The sequence below is a fragment of the Streptomyces atriruber genome, assembly GCF_001418325.1.
Lineage (GTDB): Bacteria > Actinomycetota > Actinomycetes > Streptomycetales > Streptomycetaceae > Streptomyces > Streptomyces atriruber.
Genome location: NZ_LIPN01000428.1, coordinates 1 through 6775, shown reverse-complemented (window position 1 = coordinate 6775; position 6775 = coordinate 1). Strand labels below are relative to the sequence as shown.

Here is a 6775-nt window from a genome sequence, read left to right as displayed (position 1 = left end):
TCCCCTCCTGACCCAGGAGCCACAACTTTCCCGCGCAAACGTGTGGGGGGCCGCCGACCAGCAGGTCGGCGGCCCCCCATCACGTGAGAGAGGCCCGCGGGGGAGCGGGGGCCTCAGATCTCGTTGCGGCCGGCCTTCAGCGCGGCCGCGGTGTCCACCACACGGCGCGCCTGGTGGCGGGCGGCCTGCAGCGCCACCTCGCCGGGCGCACCCTCGGTCGCCACGTGCGAGGTGCCGTAGGGGTTGCCGGACTGGAACTGGATCGGGTCGGTGTAGCCGGGCGGCACGATGATGCCGCCCCAGTGGTAGAAGGTGTTCGACAGGGCCAGGATCGTCGACTCCTGGCCGCCGTGGGCGGTGTTGCTCGCGGTGAACGCGGAGAACACCTTGCCCGCGATCTTGCCCGCGAACCAGAGCGGGCCGGTGGTGTCGATGAACGCCCGCAGCTGGCTGGCCGGGTTACCGAACCGGCTCGGGGTGCCGAACAGGACGGCATCCGCCCAGGACAGGTCGTCGTGGGTGGCCTCTTCGACGTCGGCGGTGGCCGCCCGGTGCTCGACCCAGGCCGGGTTGGAGTTGATCGCGGCCTCCGGGGCGGTCTCGGCGACCCGGCGCAGCCGCACCTGCGCGCCGGCCTTCTCCGCGCCCTCGGCCACCGCCTGAGCCAACGTGTGCACGTTGCCGGTCGCGCTGTAATAGATGATTGCAACGTTCACAGGTTCCACAACTGTTTCCTTTTCTTTGCGTGCTCTATCAGGTGGTGCCAGGAGCCGGCCGCCCGAACGGGCAGCGGCCGCACCCCTGTTGGGGATAATCGGCAGACCGTGGTCGGCCGGTAAAAGCAGAGAAAAAAATTCGGGACCGGCCCGGGCCGCCGCGGCCCGGTTCGCGGGGCGCCGCCGGCCGTGCTGCGCCGTCGGCGGCCCCCGCCAACCGGCGCCCGCACGGCCCTGGTCAGCCGCAGGTGCCCCGTGTCGGGGACTGGGCCATGTCCACCGGGCGGCCGCCGCGTGCGGCGGGGCCCGGCCCGGCTGGTGAGCCGCGGATCGAGATCAGATGCACGGGAATTCTCCTTGGCAGACGGTGCGCGGCTTCGAAGAGCCCGAAGCCGCAGCGGAGAGCGGGGATTCCGGCACCGGACAACCGGGGGATGGGGCCCGGGAGGAATTCGATCTCCAGCCATACGACGACGCAGCCCGTTGTAATGTGAGGTGACGCGCGCCACGTTCAGGGCGACGCCTGATCGAACTGGTGAAGGCAGGGCGCAGCCAAGGGAGTTGGCGACACCATGAGCATGCATCTGGAGCCGGAGGACAGCCGGCTCGAACCGGGTCTGCGGGCCGTTCTCAGCGAGCGCCGGCAGCTGATCAACCTCGCGTACCGCTTCCTCGGCTCCCTGGCCGACGCCGAGGACGTGGTGCAGGAGACCTACGCCCGCTGGTACGCGATGTCCGAACAACAGCGCGAGGCCGTCGCCTCGCCCGGCGGCTGGCTGACCACCGTGGCCAGCCGCATCTGCCTGGACCTGCTGGGCTCCGCCCGGGCCCGGCGCGAGCGGTACGTGGGCGAATGGATCCCCGAGCCGCTGCCCGACCGCATGGAGTGGATCAGCGGGCCCGGGGGCGGCACCGGCGACCCGGCCGACCGCATCACCCTGGACGAGTCGGTCAACATGGCCTTCCTCGTCGTGCTCGACGCGATGACCCCGGCCGAACGCGTCGCGTTCATCCTCCACGACGTCTTCCACTACTCCTTCGCCGAAGTCGCCGACATCGTCGGCCGCAGCCCGGCGGCCTGCCGCCAGCTGGCCTCCTCGGCCCGGCGCCGCATCCGCAGCGCCCAGCAGCCGCCCGCCGCCACCGCCGTCCAACGCGCCGACCTGGTCCGCGACTTCAAGCAGGCCTGGGAGGCCAAGGACATCGAGGCCCTCATCGGGCTGCTCGACCCCGACGCCACCACCATCGCCGACGGCGGCGGCCTGGTCAGCGCCCAGCTGCTCCCGGTCACCGGCGGCGAGCAGATCGCCCACGTCTTCGCCGACGTGGCCGGCCGGGCCCCGGACCTGACGATCCTGGAGCGCACCGTCAACGGCCAGCCCGGCCTGGTCGCCCAGCAGGACGGCGTCACCGTCTCGGTGCTGGCCTTCGACTTCGACGGCGACCGGATCAAGCACATCTGGGCGGTCCGCAACCCCGAGAAGCTCCGCCCCTGGACGGCGGGCTGAGCCCCCCCACCACCGCGCGCGGCCCCGGCACCGAGCCGGGGCCGCGCCGCGCTCAGCCCTGCGGGGCCTGCGGCGGCGGGGTCAGACTGACCTTGTAGCTCTCCAGGTGGCTGATCGCGTCCCCGACGAAGGTGAACACGTCGCAGAAGAGGAACTCCGCCTTGGCGCCGCCCGGCAGCGGCAGCGCCGCCCGCCCGGTGGCCACCACGGTGTCGCCCTCCTCGATCAGCCGGTCGACGGTGATCTCCGGGCGCTGCACGACGCCCTGGGCCGCGACCCCGTCCTTGTTCTGCACCACGCCGCGCAGCGCGTCCTTGCCCTGCACCCGGACCTGGCCCAGGCTCTCCCACACCACGTCGTCGGTCACCAGGGACAGGACCTGCTCGGGGTCGCCGCTGAGAACCCCGTCGCGGTACCGCTCCACGATCGCTTTGTGTTTGCTCATGCCATATGACTATTTGATACGGCTAGGAGAGTGCTGGAATCCTGCCAGAAGGTCCGCCCCGCCGGGGCCGGGCGACCTCACATTCCCACCCGCTGTCTCGTCGTAGCAATGACGGCAGATTCCGGCCAAGGGAGCAAGCGAGACGATGAGGACGCAGACCGCGCCAGACGACGATGAGCTTGAAGCGGGCCTGAGCACGGTCCTGAGCGAGCGGCGTCAGCTGATCAACCTCGCGTACCGCTTCCTGGGCTCCCTGGCCGACGCCGAGGACGTGGTGCAGGAGGCCTACGCCCGCTGGTATGCCATGTCGCCCGCGCAGCGCGAGGCCGTCGCCTCGCCCGGCGGCTGGCTGACCACCGTGGCCAGCCGCATCTGCCTGGACCTGCTGGGCTCCGCCCGGGCCCGGCGCGAGCGGTACGTGGGCGAATGGATCCCCGAGCCGCTGCCCGACCACTCCGAGTGGATCAGCGGCCGCTCGGTGGGCACCGCCGACCCGGCCGACCGGATCACCCTGGACGAGTCGGTCAACATGGCCTTCCTGGTCGTCCTGGAGTCCATGACCCCGGCCGAGCGCGTCGCGTTCATCCTCCACGACGTCTTTCGCTACTCCTTCGCCGAAGTGGCCGAAAGCGTCGGCCGCAGCCCGGCGGCCTGCCGCCAGCTGGCCTCCTCGGCCCGGCGCCGCATCCGCAGCGCCCAGCAGCCGCCCGCCGCCGCCACGGCCCGCCGCGCCGACCTGGTCCGCGACTTCAAGCAGGCCTGGGAGGCCAAGGACATCGGCGCCCTCATCAGCCTCCTGGACCCCGACGCCACCGGGCTGGCCGACGGCGGCGGCCTGGTCAACGCCGCGCCCCCCACCGGCGGCAGCGAGCAGATCGCCCGCTACCTGGTCACCATCACCGCCAAGGCGCCCGCCATGACGATCCTGGAGCGCACCGTCAACGGCGAGCCCGGCCTGGTCGTCCAGCAGGACGGCGTCACCGTCTCGGTGCTGGCCTTCGACTTCGCCGGCGACCGGATCAAGCACCTGTGGGCGGTCCGCAACCCCGAGAAGCTCCGCCCCTGGACCACCGGCTGACCCCCGCCCCGCACCGCAGGTGCGGGGAAACGGGCAGGTCACCGGGGTGGCTGTCACATCCGCGGGGGCCATCTGGTCTCAGCTGTGTACGCACCAGCACGGCAGAGGAGCCCACCATGGACGCTCGCTTGAACCTCTTCGACAACCCCGTCTCGGCCAAGTTCCTGAAGTACCTGGCCGCGGCGGGCAAGGCGGCCGCGGACTCGGAGCTGCCGGCCTCGACGCAGGAACTGGTCAGGCTGCGCGCCAGCCAGATCAACGGCTGCGGCTTCTGCATCGACATGCACACCAAGGAGGCCGCGCACGCCGGGGAGAGCGCGGTGCGCCTCAACCTGGTCGCCGCGTGGCGGGAGGCGACGGTCTTCACCGAGGCCGAGCGCGCCGCGCTGGAGCTGGCCGAGCAGGGCACCCGGGTGGCCGACGCGGCCGGCGGCGTCAGCGACGAGGCGTGGGCGAACGCCGCCCGCCACTACGACGAGGACCAGCTCGCCGCCCTGCTGTCCACCATCGCCCTGATCAACGCCTTCAACCGGCTCAACATCCTGGCCCAGCAGCCCGCCGGGCACTACCGGGTCGGCCAGTTCGCCTAGCCTCCCCCGCGCCCGGGGGGGGGAGCGGGTGGCCGCCCGCGGCCGGTCCGACCGCGGGCGGCCCCGGTTCAGCTGATCTTCATGGTCGCCATCATGCCCATGGCCGAGTGGTCCAGCATGTGGCAGTGGTACACGTACGTGCCCCGGTAGCTGTCGAAGGTCGCCTGGAGCTTGACCGTCTCGCCCGGCGCGACGATCACGGTGTCCTTCAGGCCCGACTCGCCGGGCAGCGGCGGCTTCCCGCCCCGCTCCAGGACCCGGAACTGCACCAGGTGCATATGGAAGTTGTGCGGCACCCGGGGGTTGGCGTTGGTGACCGTCCACACCTCGCTGGCACCGAAGCGGATGCTGGAGTCGACCCGCGCGGGGTCGTACATCTTCCCGTCCATGTACCCCTTGGGGTGCTCGACGCCCTCGTCCATCTTCATCACGATGGTGCGCTCGTTGGTCGGCGTGGGCAGCGCCGGCAGGGAACGCAGCACCGCGGGCACCGAGCTGGTGTCCGCGGCCGTGCGCACCACGTCGAAGCGCATCACCTGGCCGACCTGCTCGGCCGAGCCGGCGAAGATGATGGTGTTCTCCAGCACCACCTTGTCGCCCACCTTGTAGCGGGAGAAGTCGACGACGACGTCGGCGCGCTCGCCCGGCGAGAGGGTGATCGAGTCGGTGGTGTGCGGGCGGGGCAGCAGACCGCCGTCCGAGCCGATCTGGACGATCTCGCTGCCGTCCGCCAGCCGCAGCCCCAGGAAGCGCTGGTTGGACATGTTCGCCAGGCGCAGCCGGTACTTGCGGGCGGCGACCTGGAAATAGGGGTAGGGCGCTCCGTTCACCAGCAGCGTGGAGCGCTGCTGGTCGTCCATGACGTACACGAGCTGCCCGGCCGCATCGAAGTGCGCGTCGCGGATCGCGACCACCACGTCGTACTCGCCCTTGGGCAGCGGCAGCTTGTCCTCGATGCTGTCGGTGAGCAGGTAACTGCCGTGCAGCCCGCGGTAGACGTTCTCCGACTCCATGTGGTGGGCGTGGTCGTGGTACCAGAGGGAGGCGTGCGGCTGCTTGTTGGGATAGGTGTAAAGACGGTCGCCGCCCGGGGCGAGGGTGTCCATCGGGTCACCGTCGTTGGCCTGGGTGACCGAGGCGCCGTGCAGGTGCGAGGAGGTGGGCACGTCCAGCTCGTTGCGGTGGCGCACGATCACGGTGCGGCCGCTGCGGGCCTTGATGGTCGCGCCGGGGAAGTTCCCGTTGTAGGTGAGCAGGTCGGTCTGGATGCCCGGCAGGATCTCCTTGCGGACCCGGCGCATGGCGACGTCGTAGTGGTCGGTGGTCGCGGTGCGCAAGGTGGGTCTGAGCACCGGCATCTGGGGCATGGGTACGGCGAACAGCTCGGGTATCGCGGTCGCCGCGGCCGGGCTGGCCTTGGCGCGGTCCACACCGAGCAGAGGGGTGAATGACGCCCCGGTGAGCCCTACGCCCGCGGCGGCGAGTCCTGTGCCGAGCAGACGGCGTCGGGTGACCATGGTGCCCTCCTATGTGCGTGAGTGAAATGGGGGCATCCGCCGGGGGCAGCCGCGTGCGTGACGACGAGCGCGGCCGCGTCAAGCCGTGCGGTGCCAGCGGTAGTTCACCAGGGCCAGCTCGAGATTCACTTGGATCCGCTTTGTACCCACCCGCCCCCCGCAACGCTGCGGTGACAGCGGCGGGTCGGGCAGGTGACGCCGCGGCTGCCGCACCCTGTGGAGGGCTCCCCGGCAGGGGAGCGGGACACGGAGCGGGACCGCAGCGTGTGACGCGTGTGACGGGAAAGAAGGAAGGCGCATGCCCATGACCGAGCCGACCGCCGGGGCGGTCTTCCTGGACCCCGAACAGACCGGCGCCCCGGGACGCGGACCGGTCGCCCTGGTGTGGGCGCTGGGCGGCGCCGCCCGCGACCTGGACGCCGCCGTCGTACGGCTGGCTCCCGGCGCGGACCTGGGCGAACCGGCCGAGACCGGGCACGGCGTGCTGCTCACCGTGCTGGCCGGCAGCGGCGAACTGCGCCTGCCCGGGGCGCGGTGGGCGCTCGCCCCCGGCGCCCTGGCCTGGCTGCCCGCCCGCACCGCGCACACCCTGCGGGCCGGAGCACGGGGCCTGACCTACACCACGGCCCACCGCCGCCCCGCCCCGGCCGCCCCCGGCGCGGGCGAGCCGGTCTGCCTGCTGGACCGGGTCTGCCCGCAGTGCGGCCGCCTGGCCGCCGACCGCGAGGCCCGCTTCTGCGCCCGCTGCGGAACCCCCCTGACCTGACGCACACCCGGGGCACCGGCCGGGGCGGCCCGTGACGGGGTCAGTTCCGGTGCCGGACTGGGGAGTTGCGGGTGGCGGGAGCCGGGGGGAGCCCCGGCCGGTGGGCGGGCCGGGGCCCCGGGCCTGTCGCGATCGGGGCAGTTCCAGTGAGTGCC

The 6775-nt window shown here is 72.1% G+C and carries 7 protein-coding genes; 4 read left to right on the top strand and 3 right to left on the bottom strand.

The window, feature by feature from the left end:
- Positions 1-113: 113 nt before the first annotated feature.
- Positions 114-725 carry an NAD(P)H:quinone oxidoreductase gene (gene wrbA, locus AOK03_RS34760; protein ID WP_055569376.1) on the bottom strand — a complete coding sequence of 204 codons (612 nt, stop codon included), beginning with the start codon at positions 723-725 and terminating at the stop codon, positions 114-116.
- 563 nt (positions 726-1288) lie between these two features.
- Between wrbA and sigJ (AOK03_RS34755) the strand changes: the two genes are divergently transcribed.
- Positions 1289-2224, top strand: a complete 936-nt coding sequence (sigJ, locus tag AOK03_RS34755) for an RNA polymerase sigma factor SigJ (protein WP_055569375.1) — start codon at positions 1289-1291, stop codon at positions 2222-2224.
- A 52-nt stretch (positions 2225-2276) separates the two neighbouring features.
- On the opposite strand, the gene AOK03_RS34750 is transcribed toward sigJ (AOK03_RS34755), so the two are convergent.
- Entirely contained in the window at positions 2277-2669 is a 393-nt protein-coding gene (locus AOK03_RS34750; RefSeq protein ID WP_079075149.1) for a nuclear transport factor 2 family protein, read from the bottom strand.
- 145 nt (positions 2670-2814) lie between these two features.
- Between AOK03_RS34750 and sigJ (AOK03_RS34745) the strand changes: the two genes are divergently transcribed.
- Both sigJ (AOK03_RS34745) and AOK03_RS34740 read left to right on the top strand, forming a co-directional pair.
- Positions 2815-3747 carry an RNA polymerase sigma factor SigJ gene (gene sigJ, locus AOK03_RS34745; protein ID WP_055569373.1) on the top strand — a complete coding sequence of 311 codons (933 nt, stop codon included), beginning with the start codon at positions 2815-2817 and terminating at the stop codon, positions 3745-3747.
- A gap of 116 nt (positions 3748-3863) precedes the next feature.
- Entirely contained in the window at positions 3864-4337 is a 474-nt protein-coding gene (locus AOK03_RS34740) for a carboxymuconolactone decarboxylase family protein (protein WP_055569372.1), read from the top strand.
- A gap of 68 nt (positions 4338-4405) precedes the next feature.
- Here AOK03_RS34740 and AOK03_RS34735 read toward each other — a convergent pair whose 3' ends face one another.
- The gene (locus AOK03_RS34735) at positions 4406-5854 is read right to left on the bottom strand and encodes a multicopper oxidase family protein (RefSeq protein ID WP_055569371.1); all 1449 of its coding nucleotides are present in this window, start codon (positions 5852-5854) and stop codon (positions 4406-4408) included.
- 304 nt (positions 5855-6158) lie between these two features.
- Between AOK03_RS34735 and AOK03_RS34730 the strand changes: the two genes are divergently transcribed.
- Positions 6159-6620, top strand: coding sequence for an AraC family ligand binding domain-containing protein (locus tag AOK03_RS34730; protein WP_063792647.1), 462 nt, complete (start codon positions 6159-6161; stop codon positions 6618-6620).
- Positions 6621-6775: the final 155 nt, after the last annotated feature.